Here is a 22,499-nt window from a genome sequence, read left to right on the forward strand (position 1 = left end):
ACCTAAACTCCTCGGTATAGAGGGGTCATGGTAAAACTATATGTAAAAAAGAGCGGACTACAAACCGCTCTTTTTTGCGTTTTATCTCTATGGGCAGACCTGCTGAAAGTTCACTTGAGTATTTTTCTTCCATTGATGACGTATATTCCTTGTGGCAATGTTGACAAATCATCTCCCACATATTGTCCATGCAGATTATAAATACGATGGGTGCATGGGGACGGATAAATTGTAGAAAAAGATTGAATGCTACTCGTTGTGGAGCGTGGACCCACTACTTTTACATCATCAAGAAAAAGCCTACGATCGGGGACAAACTTAATCACCGTTGCACCCTTTCCCTCAAAAGGAGCGGAGATGGTAGTCCATGCATCCGTTTGAAGTGGGAAACTATCAAGCAACTTTTCGTTGATATACACATCCACAGAATTTCCGTCATTACCAAAAGGAGCTGCTACGAAAATCAAAGTATCGGTTCCAATAGCCATAAAAGAGGGAGAAAAAACAATTCCTACTCCGTTTTTTGCTAAACCAAATCTTGCACATCTATCGCCACCATAAGCCGCACCAGAGGGTACTGTCCACCCTTGTACATCTGGTAAATACTGAGAACTTTGAGTGGCTACTCGTCCACGAAAACCTCCTGAGTTCCCTCCTGTGCCATGACATTGATTAAAGGTCTCGTGAAATAGAACACCATCTGGCAATGGAGTGGCAGTATCATCCGTAGTATGGATTCCAACACTCAACTGAAAGGAAACTGTCCCATTGGTATGGCGCTGAATGTTCGTGAGGTTTTTATCCATCAGCATGCTACCTTGCGCATTGGCATGAAAGAGATTGGCAGCTGGTTGCGAAGTTGAAGTGAGACAGTTGTTACTTTTGTAAGGATAAGGGTCGCCTGCCACCTCTGCTGTATGAAACATTCCCAAGCTGGTAAGATATCGATCAGAGCCGTCGGCATGAAAGATAGTACATCGTTGGTGGCTGTTATCTGTGTTTACTTCGTTATTGCTCCATGCCTGAGCGTCATAGTCAACATGAAGAACAAGTAGTCCCTCACCATCCAAATACGCATCCCATTTGGTTTTTGCCCTGTTTTCCAACAGATAATATTCATTGAGGTGCCCATCATTATATAAGATATAACTCTCTCCTCCTTCGCTCAGTGGCTTGACATTCTGTACCAGCGTGTCCTTTGTGAGCTTGTGGGGTGTCATCCAACCACAAAACATTCGCTCATAACTTGTATAACCTGCGGGTACAAATGTATTACCGTTGTATGCTCCTTGGTCCATAATATCCCAAGTACACATGCCATAATTTTCTTGATTTATAGTGTCGTACATGTCGGGAAGACCCAATAAATGAGAGAACTCATGACAGATAGTACCGATACCATCTATTTGGTGAGCACCTATCAACTCGGCGCTACAAGCATAAGGACGAATAGTAACACCGTCCAAAGTTAGGACATCGTTGGTTGAGGAAAGTTCGGATTGGTGTGGCCAAATGGTTTGAGGGTCTGTTTTGTACGTTGTATTTTCGCCCTGACCAGCATATAAGATGTAAAGAGCATCAACCTCGCTGTCATGATTCCAATCATAATCAGCAAAATCAACTTGCGCATCAACGGCTCTGCATGCTTCTTTCACCATTTCCTCAGGACGAATATCCTCTCCAGCTTTATTATTTGCACCGTAATAGGCATAAGAATGGGACAGGTTGATAGGTCCCTTTACGTCAAAAGTCAAATCAAAAAGTCCATTACTTTGAGCCTTGAAATAATCTTTTACACTGCCCTTAAAACCAAGTTCATGCTGAAAATTGGGCGTATTACAAATGTTTTCATAAAGAAAAGGCGTATGTTCAGGAAGAAATTGCTTGTCTGGAAATTGCACTAAAAGCAGCAACGCCTTTTTTATTTGTAGTTTGTTTTCCTGTAATATCTTAGCAGTAACCAATCTTCTATGACGTCTAACCTGATTGATTTGACTTCGAGTGACAGCAGCGGTACGCTTTAGATTCGCTAAATCTAATGCTTCAAAGCCACCCAAAACAGAATTATAAATGTATTGCTGTCCGTCTTCTGCCTGCATATAGTGAAGATATTCGTCGCCAACAAGCGTCGCCAAAACCTCACGTCCATCCGTTAAACGAATCGTCGTATATCCCTTTCGCTTTGCAGGAATAGCATTTACACAAAGCGTCATACAGAGAATGAGGAGAAAAACAAAAGCTCGCTTCATCGTATTTCAAAATAGTAAAAAACTTATTGAATGGACTTCACTGTAAAAGACAAAGTTGGTAAAATTCGTATTGACGTCATTCAACTACAGCCTTTCTTGTCACAAAGATAAATAAAATGAACCATTGCATGAATAAAAATGAACAGAAAAGCTGCATTATCGTTTTGAATCTTCATTGATTTAACGTATCTTTGCAATCACAAACACAACTATTTCTTATGGAAAACAAACTAAAAGAGTCGGTAGAATTACCTGACAACGCTTTCAGAGAACTGAAAGAAGGAGAAGAGTATCAACCTGTGATGAACCCAAAACAAGTATATCCCGAAGTAAATGCTTGGTCAGTGACATGGGGTATCGTAATGGCAATGCTGTTTTCAGCAGCAGCTGCGTATCTTGGGTTAAAGGTAGGGCAAGTTTTTGAAGCGGCCATTCCTATTGCAATCATTGCTGTGGGCGTGTCTACCGCAACCAAACGAAACAAAGCACTGGGTGAGAATGTCATCATACAGAGTATCGGTGCTTGCTCTGGAGCGGTGGTAGCGGGAGCTATCTTTACACTGCCAGCCATTTACATCTTACAGGCAAAATATCCTGAGATGAGTGCTTCGTTCCTCAAAATATTTATGAGTTCGGCATTGGGTGGCATCATTGGCATCTTATTCCTCATCCCTTTCCGTAAGTATTTTGTTAGTGATATGCATGGAAAGTATCCCTTTCCTGAAGCTACGGCTACAACACAAGTGCTCGTCAGTGGTGCGAAAGGAGGCGCACAAGCTAAACCTTTGCTCGTTGCAGGATTGGTTGGTGGCGTGTACGACTTCATTGTTGCTACGTTTGGATGGTGGAATGAAAACTTCACCTCACGTGTCATGGGCTGGGGAGAACAAGTGGCAGACCAGGCAAAGCTTGTATTCAAGGTCAATACTGGTGCCGCTGTCATGGGATTAGGCTACATCATTGGACTCAAATATACCTTTATTATCTGTCTTGGATCATTTGCCATATGGTGGCTTATCGTGCCAGGACTCTCCTTATTCTTTGGCGATACCATCCTCAACATTGGTGGAACGGTTGTTTCGATGCCTGTAGGAGAGATGTCACCAGAAACCATATTTGCCACTTATGGCAAGAGTATCGGTATCGGTGGCATTGCCATGGCTGGTATTATTGGCATTATCAAGAGTTGGGGAATCATTAAAAGTGCCGTTGGATTGGCTGCTCAAGAGATGAAAGGCAAGGACAATAGTAAGAAAGAAGAAATACGTACCAGACGTGACATCTCGTTCAAAGTCATCGCCATCGGGTCTATCGCTACCATTGTCATTACCTTCTTGTTCTTCCTCTTCGGTGTGATGAACAACTTTACCCATGCACTCGTTGCCATTCTCTTGGTTGCTGGTATTGCCTTTTTGTTCACTACGGTAGCTGCAAACGCCATAGCTATTGTTGGAAGTAACCCCGTGTCGGGCATGACTTTGATGACTTTAATCCTTGCCAGTGTTGTCATGGTTGCAGTAGGACTTAATGGTCCTGAAGGTATGTTGGCAGCCCTCATCATGGGAGGCGTTGTATGTACTGCACTATCCATGGCTGGCGCCTTTGTTACCGACTTAAAGATTGGATATTGGTTGGGTACGACGCCTGCCAAACAAGAAACATGGAAATTCCTTGGAACATTGGTAAGTGCTGCCACCGTGGGCGGAGTAATGATGCTGTTAAACCAAACTTACGGCTTTGACCCTGAACAACAAGGTCATTTAGTTGCTCCACAAGCCAACGCTATGGCTGCTGTAATAGAGCCCATGATGAACGGTGCTGGTGCACCATGGTTGCTTTATGGCATAGGTGCATTGATTGCTGTTGTGCTAACTCTCGTAAAGATTCCCGCATTACCTTTTGCTTTGGGCATGTTTATACCATTGGAACTCAACATACCTCTACTCATTGGTGGTATCATTCACTGGTTTGTCATCTCTCGCAGCAAAGACAAACAAACAAATAAGGCACGAGGCGAGAAAGGAACCCTGCTTGCCAGTGGCTTCATTGCAGGTGGAGCATTGATGGGAGTGGTCAGTGCATTGCTCCGATTTACAGGATACAATCCTATCAATCCCGACTGGTTGGCGAACCCATTATCGCAACTACTATCACTTGCTGCCTACTTGCTCTTGATTAGCTACTTTATCATGGCTACGCGAGTGAAGAAGTAAGCCACCTCTTGGGCAGCAGCCAAAAGATAAAAACACAACATTTGGCACATACAACTAACAGCTCATGGCACACCACTTTTAGGATTTGAAAAAGGTGTGAACATGAGCTGTTATCTTGATACACAATTGCTACAGGAAGCGCAAAAAGCTACTGACCGCTTCATCACGTCATCACAAAGATTGTCGGAGTATGGGTTGGCGAGACTGTGAGATGTCACGTCCAAAAACAAAAAGCCCACTGTATGTATCATACAATGGACTCTCATTGTCGGGGCGACAGGATTCGAACCTGCGACCGCCTGTTCCCAAAACAGGAGCGCTACCGGGCTGCGCTACACCCCGCTTGCCTTTCATTTCTGAATTGCGAGTGCAAAGGTAATAGATTATTTCTGATTACCAAAACATTTTGATGTTTATTTTTCAATTTTTTGCACCAATATCACTGGCATCATAATGCACTACCTTATTAACCAACGACCTTGAGAAACCATACATACAAGGCATGGACAAAAACAAAAAGTCCTCATCCAATCATTCTTGATGCAGATGAGGACTTTCTGATATCAACTGTGTTGTGCGTCATTCAATCACTATTTGAATTACAACGCACGAACGATGAGACTTAGCGATAGCTACGCTAAAATGCCCTGTTGTTGGAAAACTTTTTTAAGAATTTGCACACCACGTTCAACCTGTTCAATGGTGTGTGTCGCCATGAGCGCAAAGCGCACTAAAGTATCTTGTGGAGCACAAGCAGGAGGAATCACTGGGTTGATGAACACACCATGATCGAAAGCCAACTTTGTCACCATAAACGTTTTGTCGATATCGTGTACATATAATGGAATGATAGGACTTTCTGTATCACCTATCTCAAAACCCTCTTCCTTAAATCGACGTAACGCATAGCGAGTTACCTCCCATAGCTTCTCTATACGCTCAGGTTCGGCTTGCAAGATATGCAATGCCTTTTGAGCGGCAGCTGTTGCGGCAGGTGTGTCAGAAGCACTAAAGATGTAAGTTCGGCAGGTATGCCGCAAAAAGTTAATTGTATCTTTGTCTCCTGCGATAAAACCACCAATAGAAGCAAGACTTTTTGAGAATGTTCCCATGATTAAATCGACATCATCGGTCAATCCAAAATGGTCGCAAACGCCTCTACCTTGTTTGCCAAACACGCCCACACCATGCGCCTCATCCACCATGACAGAACAGTTATACTTTTTCTTTAAGCGAATGATTTCGGGCAAATTAGCCAAATCTCCCTCCATAGAGAACACTCCATCTACCACGATCAACTTCACCGCCTCGTGTGGAAGTTTCTGGAGGATGCGTTCCAAATCTTGCATATCGTTATGCTTGTAGCGCAATGGTGTAGCGAAAGACAGACGACGTCCATCTACAATACTGGCATGGTCTCGGTCATCACAAATCATATAGTCGTTTCTTCCCACTACCACAGCCAATACTCCTTGGTTGACAGAAAAACCAGTAGGGAAGCAAAGCGCATCTTCCTTACCCACAAACGTAGCCAACTCTTTTTCTAATTGCACATGCAAATCTAATGTTCCATTGAGGAATCGACTACCTGCACAGCCCGATCCGTATTTCTCCAACGCAGCCTTAGCAGCCGCAATGACGCGGTCGTCGCCTGTTAAACCAGTATAGGCATTCGAACCAAACATCAAAACTCGATGTCCGCCCATTTCTACTTCGGTTCCTTGTTTGCTGGTTATCTCTCTAAAATAGGGATACACTCCAGCCTCAATATATTTTTGCGGTTCACGATAGTGTTGGTAACGTTCTTGTAATTGTCCCATTTTCTTCAATTCTTTTTCCTTATTTTAATAATCAGAATGCAAAGATATAAATAATTAACTGATTTTGTCCTTTTTACAACCATATATGTTTGTTTTTATGTTTTTTATCCTTCAGCATATCGTTTATTGAACGGAAAGTAGTACATTTGCAACCATTGTCGGTGATTTTATTCAACGATTGTACGATTTCTATAAGTATTGAATGGACTGAAGATGAAGAAAATATGGTTCATCATGAATCCCATTTCGGGAACAACGAATAAAGGTGGCATACCCAAACTAATTGATAATACGTTAGATAAGACGCAGTTTGAGTATGAGATTTTAGAAACTAACCACCCGGGACATGCCTCTGAATTGGCTACCGAAGCCAAAGAAAAGGGCGTAGATATTGTTGTTGCTGTAGGAGGTGATGGCACTGTCAACGAAGTGGCGCGTGCCATTGTACACTCTCATACCGCCTTGGGAATCTTACCCTGTGGGTCTGGCAATGGTTTAGCACGCCATATGCTCCTGCCGATGAACCTTAAAAAAGCCATTCAGGTGATTAACAAATGTGTTATCCACCAATTTGATTATGGTATTATCAACGACATGCCGTTTTTCTGCACCTGTGGCATGGGGTTCGATGCGTTTGTAAGTCAGAAATTTGCCGAATGTGGCAAACGCGGTCCGATAACTTATGTACAGAAAGTGTTAGAGGAAGGATTGAAATATCAACCCGAAACATACGAAATTATTGACGACCATGGCGTTAACAAATACAAAGCTTTTCTCATTTCCTGCGCCAATGCGTCACAATATGGCAACAATGCGGTGATTGCCCCACAAGCGTCCATGAGCGACGGTTATATGGATGTTATCATTATGGAACCATTCGACCTTATCGAGGCTTCGCAAATCAGCATTGACATGTTTAACAAAACCTTGGATAAGAATTCTAAGATTAAGACTTTTAGAACAAAAAAGTTACATATTAAACGAAGCAAACCTGGGGTTATCCATTACGACGGTGATCCTGTGATGACGGGCAAAGATATTGATATTGAGTTACAAGAGAAAGGTATCAAAATCATTATCAACCCTGATGCCGATAGACGACAGCGCCAACCCAATGCGTTCCAAAGTGCGGCAGCAGAACTATTTAACGAAATTAACGTCGTTCGAGAGGATATTTCAAAGCAGACGCGCCATATTCAGGCGTTGAGTCGAGTGCTACAAAAGAAACTGAACATATAATCTCGTTGGAGTGAGGAGCGCATGAAGGCATGAACAGCGCAGAAAACAATCACTACTTTTACCGTTCAACCCTACAAGTCGTTCTTAAATTTGCGCATCAATGCAAATAAAACGCATGGGTTAACGCCTTGTACCACTCACTCCTTTGCCCTCGTTCGTCCAACAATGTACACTCTTTTATTTCCAAACAGTCGGGACGAAATTTTGTAAAAGCCATGAGACAGCGTTTGGGTTCTTTTCGCAAATGGGTTTTAATTTTATATTGTTTGTACAGGTAAAGTCCTGCAAATGCTGCCTCTGCCACAAACTTTTCCATATTATCCGTGGGCAACACCACACTAAAAATTCCCCTACTCGAAAGCAACAACTGAACACCCTTGCACAAATCCTTATACGGCAAGCTACAGGCGTGCCTCGCCAATGCCTTTTGTTCATCCGGATTGCGCAAGCTATCTATAAAATAAGGTGGATTAGTCACAATGGCATCAAACTCCTCTGTGGCGTTCAACTGTTGCAAGGGCACATTTTCTACTGCTATTCTATCAGCAAAAGGTGATGTAGCTACGTTTTCCTCAGCCTGCTTACACGCCTCGCAATCAATATCTATGGCGACGATACGAGCCTGTGGATAGCGTTGTGCCATCATCAAAGCAATGAGTCCAGTGCCTGTTCCGACATCCAAAATGCGCTGTCCGCCTTGCGCCCACGCACCCAACAACACACCGTCAGTACCCACTTTCATGGCACATCTGTCTTGTCGCACCTTAAATTCTTTCAGTTGAAACCAATCGTTACTCATGCTGCAAACTTAGTCATATTTTTGGGAAAAACGTTCCATCGGGTGCTTAAAAGTAGCAAAAAATCACCAATTCTTATTTTACTACTAACGGCGCATCCGACAGTTGGAAACCGCCAGTAGCGACAAGTATAAAATCTTTGATTTTAACAGAGTACACTTACGCTTCTTAATTCATGGCTCCAAGCATGCCAAGGCATACACCTTGGGTTCACACTCCATTAATGAGACTATTTCACTCGGTTAATGGAAATACATTGGTATGATAATATTACCAATAAACCTAATAGAGAAGAAGAAATAAGTAATCCCTAAATACACATCTGTCAAATCTCTCAATTGCTCTCGTTTTGCCATTTTTCGAACGGTAGGCCAGTAATATACGAGGCATAAAAAAATCCATGGCTCTGAATATTGATATAATCCACGAAACATGAAAAACACATTCACAATAACTAAGGTAATGAGAGATTTGTCATACCCATAGTCCTCTTCTAATTCTTTGAAAAACTTTTTCATCTTGCTCAATACTTTCAAACGTCAATTAAGTTTTACTATAACAAAAATAGAATATTTTTTTGAAACGTTAAAGAAATATCATGAGAAAAACGATCTTCAGCATGATGCTTTGACACTTCTACATACTCGTACATCAGAGAGCGAATAAAAATAAACCATTCTGCCTCTCGGAAAAACACAGTTCTTTGTATTTTGATTCATATTTTTGCAAAGCAAAGCACCAAACCAACAGCAATTATAAAAATAGTGACATGCTGCAAGGAAGACTTATAAATGCTGAATTTTCTTTACAAAGTGCCTCTCATAACTCGCGTGAAAACATCCAACGACAAAGTTGGTCGCAAATATGCGAATTATGAGAAAGTTTCATAACCTCTTGTTGTTTAAGATGTTACGCTCAATCCATTTCGTTTCATCCCTATTTTCATCATTTTTTGGCGATTGAAGCATTGAGATAAGCTCGCAATTTGCATGCTTTAATGCTGCTATAGTATGTAGATAATGCCTCTAATACATGTTTCTAAGACCGTAAAGTCAATGTTCCGGCATGAAAAGACGTTTATTTTGTTAAAATCAGCCCATTTTTGTATACAGTTTGCCTATTGATTTTTTCTATTTTGAAGATTTTAGATGGTCGTTTTTTGGTAAAATGATAGGACAAAAACGGCGGATGTTTTTAACCAGAAAGATAAGGATTAAAGCAAAAAAGAGCTATCGGCAACTAAACGTGGCACACATTTTGCACCATTATTTAACTGGTACTCAACCACACATATTATAAATAGTAGAAGTGCAAAGTCCTTATCTCAAGAAAAAGTAGTAACTTTGCAAACTGATAACGAAAAGAGAATATATGAGCAAGAAAAATAACGCATCTATCCAAATGATTGCTGATTACGAAGGTGACATCTCTAACTTATTCAACGTGAATGTTGAAGGAGAAGTACCCGTATTGGCAACACGCAACATGGTGATGTTTCCTGGGGTGCTTTGCCCCATACTCATTGGACGCGACAATAGCTTGAAGCTAATAGAAACAGTAAAGAAAAGTCCCAATACTACATTTGCTATCTTCTGTCAAAAAAACTCAGAGACAGAGGAGCCACAACAAGAAGACTTATATGATTATGGCGTATATGCTCGCTTGGTACGCGTGTTGGAAATACCCGGACATGGGCAAAATGTGACAGCCATTGTTCAATCGTTGGGTCGTTGCAAACTCGACAAGATAACTAAGAAGGCACCTTACCTTCAGGGACTTACCCATTTGGAGCCAGAAATACTGCCTAAGGAAGGCGACTCAGAGTATCATGCAGCCGCAGAAGATTTGCGAAAACAAACCATTGAATATATCAAAGAGAATGACGACATTGCAGATGAAGCGCAATTTGCATTAAGTAATCTGCAAAATGACGTGCTGACTATTAATTACATCTGCACCAACATGCCCTTCTCTATTGAAGACAAGATGAAGATGCTGATGGTCAACTCTATGATTGAGCGTATCTTGGTGTCGCTGAAAGTTTTGAACAAAGAAATGCAACTGCTTGAGTTGCAGAAAGACATTCGCACCAAAACACGTGAAGACCTTGACGAACAACAACGCGAATACTTCCTACAACAGCAAATTAAGAATATCCGAGAGGAGTTAGGCAATGCAGACGGCTCTCCAGAACGACGTGAATTAGAAGAAAAAGCCAAGAAGAAACATTGGAATGAGGATATTGAGGCGACGTTTGAAAAAGAGCTTGATAAGCTCGACTTGCTCAATCCACAAAGTCCAGAATATAGCGTACAGCTTTCTTATCTTCAGACTTTGGTTAGCTTACCTTGGGGAGAGTTTACCAAAGACAACCTTGATTTGCGCCGTGCTGCTCGCACCTTAGACCGTGATCACTATGGCATGGAGAAAGTGAAAGAGCGCATTTTAGAATATATGGCGGTATTACAGTTGCGTGGCAATCTAAAATCACCCATCCTTTGTCTATACGGACCTCCCGGTGTGGGTAAGACAAGCTTGGGCAAGAGCATTGCTTCTGCCATGAAACGCAAATATGTGCGCATTTCATTAGGAGGTGTACACGACGAATCAGAGATACGCGGACACCGCCGAACCTATATTGGTGCCATGCCTGGACGAATCATCAAGAGCTTACAGAAAGCAGGCTCTTCCAATCCTGTCTTTATCCTTGACGAGATTGATAAAGTGACGCAAAACACCATTAACGGTGACCCATCATCGGCACTCCTTGAGGTATTGGATCCAGAACAGAACAATGCTTTCCACGACAACTATTTGGATGTGGACTATGATTTATCCCACGTGATGTTTATTGCCACAGCCAACGACCTGAATACCATTCCACGCCCCTTGCTCGACCGTATGGAGATTATTCAAGTCAGTGGTTATATCACAGAAGAAAAGATAGAAATAGCCAAGCGACACCTCATTCCTCGTGAATTGAAAAATACGGGATTAGACACACATAGCCCAAAAGTGAAGTTCAATAAAGCTTCCTTAGAAAAAATAATTGAGCAATATACTCGCGAAAGTGGTGTGCGCCAGTTAGAGAAGCAAATTAACAAAGCACTTCGTAAAATGGCTTACAACAAAGCGATGGAGGGGAATTTAGACTACACGGACATCACAGCCGAAAAGATAGAGGGACTTTTGGGCAAGCCTCCTTTCTACCGTGACATCTACCAAGGCAACGACTATGCGGGAGTAGTAACCGGATTGGCGTGGACCAGTGTGGGTGGTGAGATTCTCTTTATAGAAACCTCTATGAGCAAGGGAAAGTCTGGCAAGCTAACGCTTACTGGTAATTTAGGCGACGTGATGAAAGAATCAGCAGTGATAGCTCTCGAATACGTCAAAGCTCATGTAGACGCCTTAGGCATTGACTACCGTGTTTTTGATCAGTGGAACATTCATATCCATGTGCCTGAAGGCGCAACTCCAAAAGACGGTCCATCGGCAGGAATCACGATTGCTACGTCTATTGCTTCGGCTCTCACTCAACGCAAGGTGCGCAAGAATACAGCCATGACAGGCGAAATTACCCTCCGTGGCAAGGTTCTCCCTGTAGGAGGAATCAAAGAAAAGATACTCGCAGCAAAGCGAGCTGGCATCACAGACATTGTGATGTGCAAGGAAAACAAAAAGGATATTGACGAAATTCCCGAAAAATACTTGAAAGGTGTTGATTTTCATTATGTGGAAAACGTGCAACAAGTGTGGGACTTTGCACTGACAGACGAACGGGTTGACCATCCTATAGATTTGACAGTCGAAGACGAGTCGAAACGACCGAGCAAGCAAATAGAAGAGGTACTTGCATAAAGCGTATCAACATGACATTTGAACTCCAACATACAGACCCTAATTCGTCTGCTCGCACAGGACTGATTACTACGGCTCACGGACAAATCAAGACACCGATTTTCATGCCTGTGGGTACGGTGGGAACGGTGAAAGCTGTGCATTTCAGTGAACTAAAGCAACAAGTCAAGGCGCAGATTATCTTGGGAAATACGTATCATCTGTACCTTCGACCAGGTTTAGAGATTCTAAAAGCGGCTGGTGGACTACATCAATTCAATGGTTGGGATCGTCCTATTTTGACAGACTCTGGTGGGTTTCAAGTATTTTCTCTCACGGGTATTCGCAAATTAACCGAAGAGGGATGCGAGTTTAGGTCACATATTGATGGCTCAAAACATTTTTTCACCCCCGAGAATGTCATGGATACCGAGCGTATTATTGGCGCAGACATCATGATGGCTCTCGATGAATGTCCTCCCGGGGATTGCGACTACCAGTATGCAAAGCAAAGTTTGGGTATGACGCATCGCTGGCTGGATCGTTGTATCAAACACTTTAAGGAGACCGAACCCTTATATGGATATGACCAATGCCTATTTCCTATCGTGCAAGGGGCTGCCTATAAAGACCTTCGTCAAGAGTCAGCAAAATATATTGCAGATAAAGGTGCAGACGGAAATGCCATTGGTGGATTAGCCGTAGGCGAACCCACAGAGGTGATGTACGAAATGATTGAAGTGGTGAACGACATTCTTCCCAAAGACAAGCCACGCTATCTTATGGGCGTGGGAACACCACAAAACATTTTAGAGGGTATCGAACGAGGTGTGGATATGTTCGACTGTGTGATGCCAACGCGCAATGGTCGTAACGCAATGCTCTTTACTTATGAGGGTACAATGAACATGAAGAACAAGAAATGGGAAAATGATTTCACTCCCATTGATTCTTCAGGATGCGACATTGACATGGTATGTACGAAAGCATACCTGCACCATTTGTTTAAAGCTAAAGAGTATTTGGCACTACAAATAGCCTCGATACACAATTTGGCTTTTTACCTCAGACTGGTAACCGATGCACGTCAGCACATCGAGCAGGGCGACTTTGTCAGTTGGAAACGAAGTATCATCGAACAATTGGGACGAAGAATATAAACGGATGAAAAGTTTCAAATCAAGAAGAAAACACCGCAGATTATTAAAAGTCGGTAGAAAAATGCATCGACTTACTGCTCCCATAGGGTCATTGTTTCAATGGCTTGCTCACGAACTCCGTTTCTTAAAGATTCTGAATCCAAAGAAATATATCAAGCGGATAGACTGGTATATCATAAAGAAGTTCATTGGTACTTACATTTTCTCTATCGCTTTGATTATCGCTATTGCGATAGTCTTTGACTTTAATGAGAACTTGTCCAAGTTCACCGAATACAAAGCCCCCGTGAGAGCAATTATCTTTGACTATTATGCCAACTTTATTCCATACTTCTCAAACCTGTTTAGCCCACTATTTGTATTTATTGCCGTTATCTTTTTCACTTCCAAATTGGCTGGCAATTCGGAGATTATAGCCATGCTGGCAACAGGTATCTCCTTTAAGCGTCTGATGCGACCCTACATGATATCATGCATACTTATCTCAACAGTGTCCTTTTTCCTCAGTGCGTATGTCATTCCACATGGTACAGTAGTGCGACAAAATTTTGATAATCTATACAAGAATAACAAAAAACGGTCGGCTGCGGATAATGTACAACTGCAAGTTGACAAAGGAACGATAGCTTATATTCAGCATTATGACAATAAAACGAAACGGGGATACGGCTTCTCGTTAGATAAATTTAAGGACAAAAAGTTGGTAAGTCATCTCACCGCCATGGAAATTCAATACGACACGATTGCCGATGCTAAGTATCATTGGACCGTGACAGGTTGGAAGATAAGAGAACTGAAGGGACTACGAGAGCATATTACCAGCGGAGCAGAACGCGACACTGTTATCATGATGGAGCCTATGGATTTGGTATATTCTAAAGGGCAGCAAGAGACGTTTACCAGTCCAGAACTTCGCGAGTACATTAGCAAACAGCTAAATCGTGGCTCAGGCAATGTGGTGCAATACCAAGTAGAATATCATAAGCGTATTGCCTCCTCCTTTGCCTCTTTCATTCTGACGATTATTGGTTTGTCATTGTCAGCTCGCAAGCGAAAAGGAGGCATGGGATTGTATTTGGGACTGGGACTTGCATTGAGCTTCTTGTATATCCTGCTACAAACCATCTCGGCTACCTTTGCCATAAATGCAGATGCTCCGCCAATGTTGGCAGCTTGGGTACCCAACATTATCTTTAGTATTGTGGCTTACTTCTGTTATAGAAAGGCGCCGAATTAATGCCACCAATGATTGCCGTCATTACTTTTTTGGCATGCGAAGAAAATAAAAGAAAAATAGAAAAATAATCCATATTTCGTCAGCACTCAATAGATTGAGAGATACGAAAGATGAATAGTAAATTGAAAATATGAAATTTGAAGAATTACCATTAAATAATAATGTATTAGACGCTTTGTACGATATGCGCTTTGACACCTGCACACCAGTGCAAGAAAAGTGTATTCCAGAAATCTTAAAAGGAAGAGACGTCTTAGGCGTAGCACAGACAGGAACGGGAAAGACAGCCGCCTATTTATTACCCATATTGAGTAAAATAGACAGTAATAACTATCCAGACAATGCCATTAACTGTCTCATTATGTCGCCCACCCGTGAGCTGGCGCAGCAAATAGACCAAGCCATGCAAGGCTTTGGTTATTATCTTCAAGGCGTGAGTAGCGTGGCTGTGTACGGTGGAAATGACGGAAACCGATATGACCAAGAAGTTAAAAGCCTACGATTGGGAGCGGATGTGGTGATTGCTACACCCGGACGGCTGATTAGTCATATCAACATGGGTAACATAGATATGAGCAAAATCAGCTTTTTCGTGTTGGATGAAGCCGACCGTATGCTCGACATGGGCTTTGCCGATGACATCATGAGCATTGCAAAAGGATTACCCAAAACTTGCCAAACCATTATGTTTTCTGCAACAATGCCTGACAAGATTAACGATTTGGCAAGAACCTTATTGAAAAATCCAATTGAGATTAAGTTGGCAGTCAGCAAACCTGCAGAGAAAATTAAGCAGTGTGCATACATTTGTTACGAAGCGCAGAAGCTGAAAATCATTGAAGACATCTTTAAGAAAGGTGATTTGAAACGTGTTATTGTCTTCTGTGGTTCCAAACTAAAAGTGAAACAGGTAGCGGCAGCCCTACATCGCATGAATGTAAATTGCAGTGAGATGCATTCTGATTTGGAACAAGCACAACGTGATGAAGTGATGCTTAACTTTAAGAGTGGGCAACTTGATGTACTCGTAGCAACTGACATTGTGGCAAGGGGGATTGACATTGATGATATATCTATGGTTATCAATTATGATGTACCCAACGATGCAGAAGACTATGTTCACCGCATAGGACGTACCGCACGTGCCGATAGAGACGGACAAGCCATTACCTTGGTTGCACAAGACGACACTTATTTCTTTGAACAGATTGAAAAGTTCTTAGGAAAAGAGGTGGAAAAGATTCAACTTCCAGAAGGTATTGGCGAAGCACCCGACTATAGTTCGGGAAAAAGACCACAGCGGCGTGGAACAAAGGCTAAATCTATCAGACGCAAAGATAGAAATCAGACCGCACATAAACATAAGCCTCGCCGTCAAAACGACCAACAAAATGAGACTTCACAGACGGTAGATGCATCAAAGAACAATAATGTGTCGAAGGATTCTGAACAGCGTGAAAAACAAACAAGTCGTAAAGGTCGCAGAAAGAATGTACAGGCACAGCGCAACAATCAGGCTACAAAACAGAAATCAGAGAATGAACGCACGGACGAAAAGAGTACTGAGCAGCAGCCAAAAAACCAAAACAAACGACGCACGCAAAACAGGAATGAAAATAGGAATAATAAGCCACGCTCGCAACAAGACAACAAACAGCCAAAGGTAGAGGGACGCAATAAGAAAGCTACCCAGCCCAATAACGAACGCCAGGCTAAGAAACAGCGTACCAACAAAAAGCAAAACAAACGACAAAAGCAAGAGGTAACGTATCAAGGTACAAGAAAATTTGAAGCACCAAAGAAACAACAAAAGACTGAATCAGGATTCACTTCAATCATTAAAAAGCCATTACGCTGGCTTAAATCCTTGAGTAAGAAATAAAAATGAGAGCACTTCGAGTGCTCTTTTTTTTATGGCTTTCACGAATCGGTGAATAATGTTTCCTCGGAACGATGATGAGTCAAGGCTTTTTAGAAGCGACACCACACCTCTGAGAATTGATGAGTTGTGCCAAGAATAACAGACCCTAATCCCCAAAAACATCAAACACAAGAAACGCAAAATCTTGTACTACTTTAATCTTTATCATACATGTGAGGCAAAGCTCTTAATTCTTGATAAGTGGTCTTGATATCTTCGGGGGTGATATCAAATGAGCGATCTACCTCACGTGGTGAATCTTTCAGGGAATGATAAAAGAGCCAATCATAAGTTTTCTGAAGATAAAACAACCGTGCAGGTGCTCCATGTCCTCCTCCTTGCATCCAGTCGTACCGCAAAAGGTGGTCCATGCCCTTTTGTTGCAAGTAGTCAACCACCTTTTTTGATTCATTAATACTCACCGCCCTATCCGCTGTTCCATGCATAATCCATAGTGGCACACGTCCTAATCCGTCCTGATTCTTCAGCGAGCAACCACCACAAAACGCCATTGCGGCAGCGATTTTGTCGGGATAGGTTCCTACAAAATCCATGGTTCCATATCCTCCTAAGCTCATGCCCAAAACATAAACTCGGGTACTATCCACCCGATAGTGACTCTTCATCCATTCTAAAAGGTCATTCAACTTATTGGGACTCCATGCTCCACCAGGATTTTGAGGTGCCACTACCAATGTAGGAATTATTTTTCCATGATCAATCGCATCCAACACTCCATATCTACGAACCTTGTTCAAATTACGACCACATAAACTGGCACCATGCAGAAAAATAATCAAAGGAAAATCATGATCGTCGTCTATATAGTCCGCAGGCTTATAAAGCCAAAAAGAATAACCGCCTGTAATCACATTCTGTTGCTTTTCAAAAGTGCCTTGAGGCTTTAACGATTGAGCCGAAGCACTAAGAACACAAACCAGTAAATATAATGAAAGGAGAGAAGATCGTAAAAACACTTGCATGACTCAACAGATAGGATAATGAAACATATTTCTAAACGCGGCAAATATAATAAAAAAATGACGAACTACTCATCACAAATATCAGGAGATTTTGCAGCTCACTGAAGAATCTTCGCACTGCAACTCGGTTCTTTCATTGAAAAAAGAGGGTTAATTGTGAAAAACAAGACTTATTTCTTTGGTTTCAACAGCCAATCTTACGGCTGAAGCGAATTGCATGGTTTGTGTTCATGCCTTACCTGATTCGTTGCATTGGTTGTAGAAAAAATATCCCTTTAATGAAAGTGCTACATCATTTACAGCATTATCATCCATAGTAAAGATATTCACAGCTTTTGTCTTATAATTTTACCAAAAAACGGCTATCTAAAATCTTCAAAATAGAAAAAATCAATAGGCAAACAGTGTACAAAAATGGGCTGATTTTATCAAAATAAATGCCTTTTTAAGTTGAAACATAGATTTAACGCTCTTGGAAACATACATTAGAGGTGTTATTCACATGCTTCAACGGCATTAAAGCATGCAAATTCCACGCTTATCTCAATGCTTCAATCGCCAAAAAGTGGTAAAAATGGGAAAGAAAAGCAGTGTGCTAAGTATAATGTGTTCAATATCAAACAGTTGCAAACATCGCTCATAATTCGCGTATTTGCGACCAACTTTGATGTTGGTTGTTTTCACGCGAGTTATGAGAGACACTTTGTAAAGAAAATTCAGCATTTATTATCAATCCATAGCGCATACTACCAATTTAATAAACGCTGTTGTATTGGTGTTTTTTTCGCTGTACACTTACTCATCTGTCACACGAAAAAGGGCAGATGTCTTATTTGGTAACTTCTATCACTCTAAATACACCATCGCCATTGAGGTCGGGTTGCATCACGATAGGGTAGAACTGTACGCACGAAGCCTTGTCCACCGAAATGTCTTGATGCGTATCTGTGAGCAATCCTGTGGCACTGTTGATGCGAAATACTTGTATGACATTGCTGTCTCGACATGCACACAACAAGAATCGACCGTTGGGGGTGATATTGAAATGGCGTGGATGTATGCCTGTGTGCTGATAGCCCACCTTGGTCAACAGCCCTGTGCGGTTGGCAATCTTAAATATAGTGATGCCATCATTTTTCAGTCGATTGCTGGTGTAAAGAAAACGTCCATCGGGCGAAACATGAATGTCTGCACCTCCTCGCGCACCTACTTCGTCAGACAATATCTCTTGAATTTTCTTCATCTTTCCGAAGTTATACAGATAAACGGTAACGACTCCAGACAGTTCACTCATGACATAAACAAATCTGCTGTCAGTGCTAAAAGCAATATGACGAGGTCCAGAGCCTTTGGTGAGTTGTGCTGTCACCTTCTGATCTCCTAATGCTTTCATGTCTGTAAGCTCAAATCTTAACAACTGGTCTGCGCTAAAATCAGTAGCTAAGACGCCATTGCCATCGGGTAGAAATCGGGTACAATGGATATGTGGCATATTTTGGCGTTGTGCATCAGGTCCATTGGCATGCCCCTTGAATTGTTGAGACATGGGTTCCAATGACCCGTCAATGTTTAAGGGAAACACACTCATAGACCCACCCGAATAGTTGGCGGTGAGGAGAAGATTGCCATTGGTTTCCACATAACAAGGATCTGCACCATTTGTTGGCATACTCTGGCGTAACTTCATACGCCCTGTTGCTTGGTCAAAGGTAATGGCATGGACTGACGCAGCGTCCTCTGAATTTTCGCTCACCGCATAGATCATTGCGCCATCTGAAGAGAGAGTGAGGAAGGAAGGATTGCTGACTTCTAACGTATCCAAAGGGGTAGCTTTGCCCGTAGATTGGTTGAAGTCAAACGAATAAATACCTTTGCCTGTTCCATTGGCATAAGAACCGACAACGAGCTTAATGTTGTTTTGTGCATCAAGTGGTAATCCCATACAAAAAGTGAGAATGATGAGAAAAATGTTTCTTAGTTTCATAGAGTATATTGTTATTGATAAGCCACACCGTACTAATATATATATAATAAGGTGTACATGGTGACACAATTTGTTAAAACGGTTCAAAGATATTCATTTTTTCAAACAATGGCAATAAATAAATCAAATTTATGCATTATCAAGGAATTATTTGTATTTTTGTATCTCAGAATGAATAACATACAATTAACTCCTTTTAGAAAAGGTGTTGTGGGAGTGCAATTCCTTTTCGTGGCATTTGGTGCAACGGTCTTGGTTCCTTTATTGGTAGGACTTGACCCTGCTACGGCTTTGTTTACAGCAGGTATAGGTACTTTTATCTTTCATTTGGTAACGAAAGGAAAAGTGCCTATTTTCTTAGGTTCAAGTTTTGCTTTCATCGCTCCTATTATCGAAGCTTCCAAGATGTGGGGTATGCCAGGGACATTGGCAGGCATTGCAGGTGTGTCGTTGGTCTATTTTCTGATGAGTGCCTTAGTGAAATGGCAAGGAAGGAAGTTGTTGAATCGCCTTTTCCCACCCGTAGTGATAGGTCCTGTGATTATTTTGATAGGTCTGTCGCTGTCGGGTTCGGCAGTAAATATGGCGAAAGAAAACTGGTTATTAGCATTTGTTGCTCTGGTCACCGCCATTACTGTCTTGATGATGGGTAAGGGTTTGCTCAAATTAGTGCCTATCGTGTGTGGAATCATCGTCGGTTTCATTGTGGCAGCCCTACTGGGTGAAGTTGATTTTTCAAAAGTACAATCGGCAGCATGGTTTGCACTTCCTGGTTCATTGTCAAACTTTCATTGGCCCGAATTTGCATGGAAACCTTTTATCTATATGATACCCGTAGCCATTGCGCCTGTCATTGAGCATATTGGCGATGTGTATGTTGTGGGAGCAGTAGCAGGAAAAGACTTTGTTGAAGAGCCAGGTTTGCACCGCACAATGTTAGGTGATGGCTTGGCATGTTTGGCGGCTTGCTTCTTTGGAGGACCTCCAGTAACCACCTATTCGGAGGTGACAGGTGCGATGCAGATTACAAAAGTGACCCATCCACAAGTGATACGCATCTCAGCCCTCACTGCCATTGTCTTTTCGGTGATTGGCAAATTGAGTGCTCTTTTGCAGAGCATACCACAAGCAGTATTGGGGGGAATCATGTTATTGCTTTTTGGTACGATTGCGAGTGTAGGAGTACAAAATCTTATCCAACATAAGGTTGACATGAATCATCAAAGAAATGTCATCATTGTTTCTGTTACATTGACATTGGGAATCGGTGGTGCCATACTCGATTTCACCCTCCGTGGTATCTTGATAGGCGTCTTGATGGTGATTTGTCTCATGTACGCAAACTCGCTCAAATCGAGCCGTTGGAAGGCTCTTTGCTGTATCATCGGTGGCATCTTGGCAAGTTTGGTGGTCTTTTTCTATCTACCAGGTGGTGAAGGTGAACTTACGAAGATGAGTGGTATAGGATTGAGTGCCATCGTGGGTGTAGTACTCAATTTGGTTTTACCTAAAGACAAAGAGGAGGAGATGCGTGAAGGATGATGCATTTGAACTTTATTGGCAGTCACATAGGCGTGAACTCTTGTCTAAAAACAAGGAATATAGAGAGATAGAAGAAAGCTACAAGATGAGAACAGGCTTTGATTGGCTGTTATGGGCTGTGCCTTTGGTCTGCGGAATCTTCGCTTTCAAGTTGGTTGCTGGAGCGAACGAAATATTGAATTGGTTGATATCGGCCGCTGTTGTCATCGTCACTTTTTTGCTATGTGTTTGGATCAAGGCCACACTTTCTGGGCATCGGTCTCTGTCAGAAGTAGAGGAAGATGTCAAAAAGCAAGCCTACGAAGAATTTAGGCATAGATTAAATCGGTCATAATGGCATCACTGATATAAATTCCTTCTGTCGTTAAACGAATATAATCGTTCTCAATTTCCATGAGATGTCGGTCAATAAACCTTTTTGCCTGTTGGAGTAAGAAGTTCCGATAGTGAGGAGTAAGGGATGAGAGGCGAATACCTTGAGAGGTTCTCAGGGCAGTAGTCACGAGGTCATTGTAGCGAGTATCGGCATCCAACCATTCCTTTTCTGCTGGAATCTTGCCTTGTTGAATGGCTGTAATGTAGGTCTTTAAGTCAGAAACATTCCATTGTCTTGACTCGGTGTTATATGAATGTGCCGCTGCTCCAATGCCCAAATAAGGAATGGCATGCCAGTAGCTACTATTGTGGCGACTTTGTTTTCCTGGTTTTGCAAAATTGCTAATCTCGTAATGTTCGTAACCAGCTGCTTTGAGATGATGAACCAATGCTTGATACATCTGTCGCGAAAGTTCGTCATCGATTTCATGAATCTTATTGCTTTTTAATAGTTGGTTGAGTGGTGTGCCTTCTTCGTACATCAAGCTATAAGCGGAAATGTGCTCAACACCTAAGTCCAGTGCTTGCAGAATGTCCCTTTCCCAAGCTGCCAATGTCTGGTTGGGAAACCCAAACATCAAGTCGATGCTGATATTATCCACACCTATTTCTCTTAATCGGTTGACAGCCGTCGCCACATCCTCTGCTCGATGCCTTCTATGAAGAAAGTTCAACTGTGCATTGGAGAACGTTTGCACCCCCATACTAATTCGGTTTACAGGCGATTGTTCGAGAAAATCAACGAACGATGGTGATATATCATCGGGATTACATTCGAGAGTCACCTCGCATTGGCTACACATGGTCGACAGATTGCCATTAAAATAGATGCTGGCAATTACCTCAGAAATCTGTTGAAGTTGTGCAGGAGTGAGTTGTGAGGGCGTACCTCCACCTATATATATTGTTCGAATCAAATGGGTGTCTTCGGAAAGGTGAGTCTCTATATCAGAAAGGTAATCCCGTCTCAATCGTAACTCTTGACAGAGGGCATCTACATATTTTTGCCTTAAATGAAGATTTGTGGTTGAGTAAAAACCGCAATAGATGCAACGACTTGCACAAAAAGGGATATGAAGATATAAGCCAGCCATGATTAAACAAATACATTTGCAAAAATACTAATTTTCTGATAATAC

15 protein-coding genes and 1 tRNA gene are annotated in these 22,499 nt (G+C 42.0%); 7 read left to right on the top strand and 9 right to left on the bottom strand.

Annotated features, from left to right (window positions below):
• Positions 1-110: 110 nt before the first annotated feature.
• Entirely contained in the window at positions 111-2,249 is a 2,139-nt protein-coding gene (locus BN35_RS07675; protein ID WP_025072304.1) for a M6 family metalloprotease domain-containing protein, read from the bottom strand.
• A 218-nt stretch (positions 2,250-2,467) separates the two neighbouring features.
• Between BN35_RS07675 and BN35_RS07680 the strand changes: the two genes are divergently transcribed.
• Entirely contained in the window at positions 2,468-4,462 is a 1,995-nt protein-coding gene (locus BN35_RS07680) for an OPT family oligopeptide transporter (RefSeq protein WP_025072305.1), read from the top strand.
• 268 nt (positions 4,463-4,730) lie between these two features.
• Here the strand turns inward: BN35_RS07680 and BN35_RS07685 are convergent.
• A tRNA-Pro gene (locus BN35_RS07685) sits at positions 4,731-4,804 on the bottom strand.
• Positions 4,805-5,094: 290 nt separating this feature from the next.
• The gene (spt, locus tag BN35_RS07690; protein WP_028900796.1) at positions 5,095-6,282 is read right to left on the bottom strand and encodes a serine palmitoyltransferase; all 1,188 of its coding nucleotides are present in this window, start codon (positions 6,280-6,282) and stop codon (positions 5,095-5,097) included.
• Positions 6,283-6,495: 213 nt separating this feature from the next.
• Here spt and BN35_RS07695 point away from each other — a divergent pair, with 213 nt between their 5' ends.
• On the top strand, positions 6,496-7,521 hold the full coding sequence (locus tag BN35_RS07695) for a diacylglycerol/lipid kinase family protein (RefSeq protein ID WP_081411408.1): 1,026 nt from the start codon (positions 6,496-6,498) through the stop codon (positions 7,519-7,521).
• Positions 7,522-7,618: 97 nt separating this feature from the next.
• On the opposite strand, the gene BN35_RS07700 is transcribed toward BN35_RS07695, so the two are convergent.
• Together BN35_RS07700 and BN35_RS07705 are read right to left on the bottom strand one after the other, a co-directional pair.
• Positions 7,619-8,320: a tRNA1(Val) (adenine(37)-N6)-methyltransferase gene (locus BN35_RS07700; protein WP_025072306.1), complete on the bottom strand. Its 702-nt coding sequence runs from the start codon at positions 8,318-8,320 to the stop codon at positions 7,619-7,621.
• Between the two features lie 240 nt (positions 8,321-8,560).
• The gene (locus BN35_RS07705) at positions 8,561-8,836 is read right to left on the bottom strand and encodes a hypothetical protein (RefSeq protein WP_028900794.1); all 276 of its coding nucleotides are present in this window, start codon (positions 8,834-8,836) and stop codon (positions 8,561-8,563) included.
• Between the two features lie 853 nt (positions 8,837-9,689).
• Between BN35_RS07705 and lon the strand changes: the two genes are divergently transcribed.
• The 4 genes from lon (at position 9,690) to BN35_RS07725 (ending at position 16,437) form a co-directional block, all read left to right on the top strand.
• Positions 9,690-12,179 (top strand): endopeptidase La, encoded by a 2,490-nt coding sequence (gene lon, locus BN35_RS07710; RefSeq protein ID WP_028900793.1) that lies wholly within the window; start codon positions 9,690-9,692, stop codon positions 12,177-12,179.
• Between the two features lie 11 nt (positions 12,180-12,190).
• A complete protein-coding gene (tgt, locus tag BN35_RS07715) occupies positions 12,191-13,318 on the top strand; it encodes a tRNA guanosine(34) transglycosylase Tgt (RefSeq protein ID WP_025072308.1) in 1,128 nt (375 codons plus the stop codon).
• Positions 13,319-13,379: 61 nt separating this feature from the next.
• Complete coding sequence (locus BN35_RS07720) at positions 13,380-14,555, top strand: LptF/LptG family permease (RefSeq protein WP_234396700.1); 1,176 nt, start codon at positions 13,380-13,382, stop codon at positions 14,553-14,555.
• Between the two features lie 130 nt (positions 14,556-14,685).
• On the top strand, positions 14,686-16,437 hold the full coding sequence (locus BN35_RS07725) for a DEAD/DEAH box helicase (RefSeq protein ID WP_025072310.1): 1,752 nt from the start codon (positions 14,686-14,688) through the stop codon (positions 16,435-16,437).
• Between the two features lie 194 nt (positions 16,438-16,631).
• Here the strand turns inward: BN35_RS07725 and BN35_RS07730 are convergent, their stop codons facing one another.
• The gene (locus tag BN35_RS07730) at positions 16,632-17,459 is read right to left on the bottom strand and encodes a carboxylesterase family protein (protein WP_028900792.1); all 828 of its coding nucleotides are present in this window, start codon (positions 17,457-17,459) and stop codon (positions 16,632-16,634) included.
• 829 nt (positions 17,460-18,288) lie between these two features.
• Entirely contained in the window at positions 18,289-19,443 is a 1,155-nt protein-coding gene (locus BN35_RS07740) for a lactonase family protein (RefSeq protein WP_025072312.1), read from the bottom strand.
• 171 nt (positions 19,444-19,614) lie between these two features.
• Here BN35_RS07740 and BN35_RS07745 point away from each other — a divergent pair, with 171 nt between their 5' ends.
• Entirely contained in the window at positions 19,615-20,985 is a 1,371-nt protein-coding gene (locus BN35_RS07745; protein ID WP_028900790.1) for a uracil-xanthine permease family protein, read from the top strand.
• Positions 20,986-21,063: 78 nt separating this feature from the next.
• On the opposite strand, the gene BN35_RS14140 is transcribed toward BN35_RS07745, so the two are convergent.
• Both BN35_RS14140 and hemW read right to left on the bottom strand, forming a co-directional pair.
• The gene (locus BN35_RS14140) at positions 21,064-21,192 is read right to left on the bottom strand and encodes a hypothetical protein (RefSeq protein ID WP_257009502.1); all 129 of its coding nucleotides are present in this window, start codon (positions 21,190-21,192) and stop codon (positions 21,064-21,066) included.
• Positions 21,193-21,293: 101 nt separating this feature from the next.
• Positions 21,294-22,454 carry a radical SAM family heme chaperone HemW gene (gene hemW / locus BN35_RS07755; RefSeq protein ID WP_025072314.1) on the bottom strand — a complete coding sequence of 387 codons (1,161 nt, stop codon included), beginning with the start codon at positions 22,452-22,454 and terminating at the stop codon, positions 21,294-21,296.
• Between the last annotated feature and the right edge of the window lie 45 nt (positions 22,455-22,499).

Source organism: Hoylesella timonensis 4401737 = DSM 22865 = JCM 15640 (genome assembly GCF_000455445.1).
In the GTDB taxonomy this organism is placed as follows: Bacteria; Bacteroidota; Bacteroidia; order Bacteroidales; family Bacteroidaceae; genus Prevotella; species Prevotella timonensis.